Origin of the sequence: Oscillatoria sp. HE19RPO, assembly GCF_024220515.1 — a bacterium.
GTDB lineage: Bacteria > Cyanobacteriota > Cyanobacteriia > Cyanobacteriales > Laspinemataceae > Laspinema.
Genome location: NZ_JAMXOT010000490.1, coordinates 1 through 1,159 on the forward strand (window position 1 = coordinate 1; position 1,159 = coordinate 1,159).

1 protein-coding gene and 1 pseudogene are annotated in these 1,159 nt (G+C 38.7%); both read left to right on the plus strand.

The window, feature by feature from the left end:
- The first annotated feature begins 96 nt into the window (after nucleotides 1-96).
- Entirely contained in the window at nucleotides 97-744 is a 648-nt protein-coding gene (locus NG833_RS30000) for a transposase (protein ID WP_254568921.1), read from the plus strand.
- A 51-nt stretch (nucleotides 745-795) separates the two neighbouring features.
- Nucleotides 796-1,159, plus strand: a pseudogene (locus NG833_RS30005) (IS701 family transposase); the annotation flags it as partial.

A 1,159-nucleotide genomic window follows, 5' to 3' on the forward strand; every position in this document is an offset into this window, starting at 1 on the left:
GTGAAAACTATAAAAGCCTGTTTTCAGATGTTAGGACTTATGAGGCATTTAAGAATATCCATGTAGGAATATTATCCGAAATAAAACGGAAAACTTGTGCGGGAAATCGCGAAAGTTTTGGGACTAGAAAACGCCCAGGGGTTACACCATTTTCTGACTCGCTCTCCTTGGGATATTCACCAGCACAAAAATTCGAGAATCCATCTCATTTTAAATCATTTAAAAGGTCGAGAAATTCGGGTAATTATTGATGAGACAGGAGACCCTAAAAAAGGCAAGAAAACTGATTATGTAGCTCGGCAATATATCGGTCGATTAGGAAAGGTAGAAAACGGAATTGTATCTGTAGTTGCTTACGGATTAATTGAGGGAATAACGTTTCCCATTCTCTTTGAAGTCTTCAAGCCTCAAAAGTGCTTAAAACCGGGAGATGTTTATAAAACCAAACCTCAAATTGCCGCCGGATTAATTGAAGAGATGGTCCACCTTGGTTTCCAAATAGAATTGGTATTAGCCGATAGTCTTTATGGAGAAAGTGAAACCTATTTTTTGAATAAACTGGAGGAATTAGAACTTTTGTATATGGTATCAATCAGGAGTAATCATGGAGTCTGGCTACCTGAAGGACAAAGCGTTTCAGCCAATGAATGGACAACATTTACCCGGAATATGAGTCAGGGTAAAACAGAAACTCGCTATATAAGAGAGGTTGTTTTTGGTAAAAAAGGACGGACAACTTATTGAAACCTCACAACAGATAAATAGACTTTGCCGGAAAATTCAACCAGTTTTGTGATGAGTAACATTCCGAACCTTAGCTATAAAAATGTAGGGGATATATACGGAGATAGAACTTGGGTTGAATATGGATTTAGGCAATGTAAATCTGAGTTGGGATGGGCCGATTGGAGGCTGACTCATTACTCGGATATCGAAAAATGGTGGTCACTTGTCTGTAGTGTTTATTTGCTTGTTACTTTGACCACTGCTACTTTTAAGTCTTCAGCAACAAGTTCGCCGACTCCAACCTCAGAAATTTTTAGGTCTTCGGTCACTCAACATCCTCATTGGAATCATCAAGCGAATTGGAAGAGCGCGTTAAATAATCTTCAATTACTCCTCCTGCCGATGCTCGGTTTTAATTCTATTCTCTATTGGT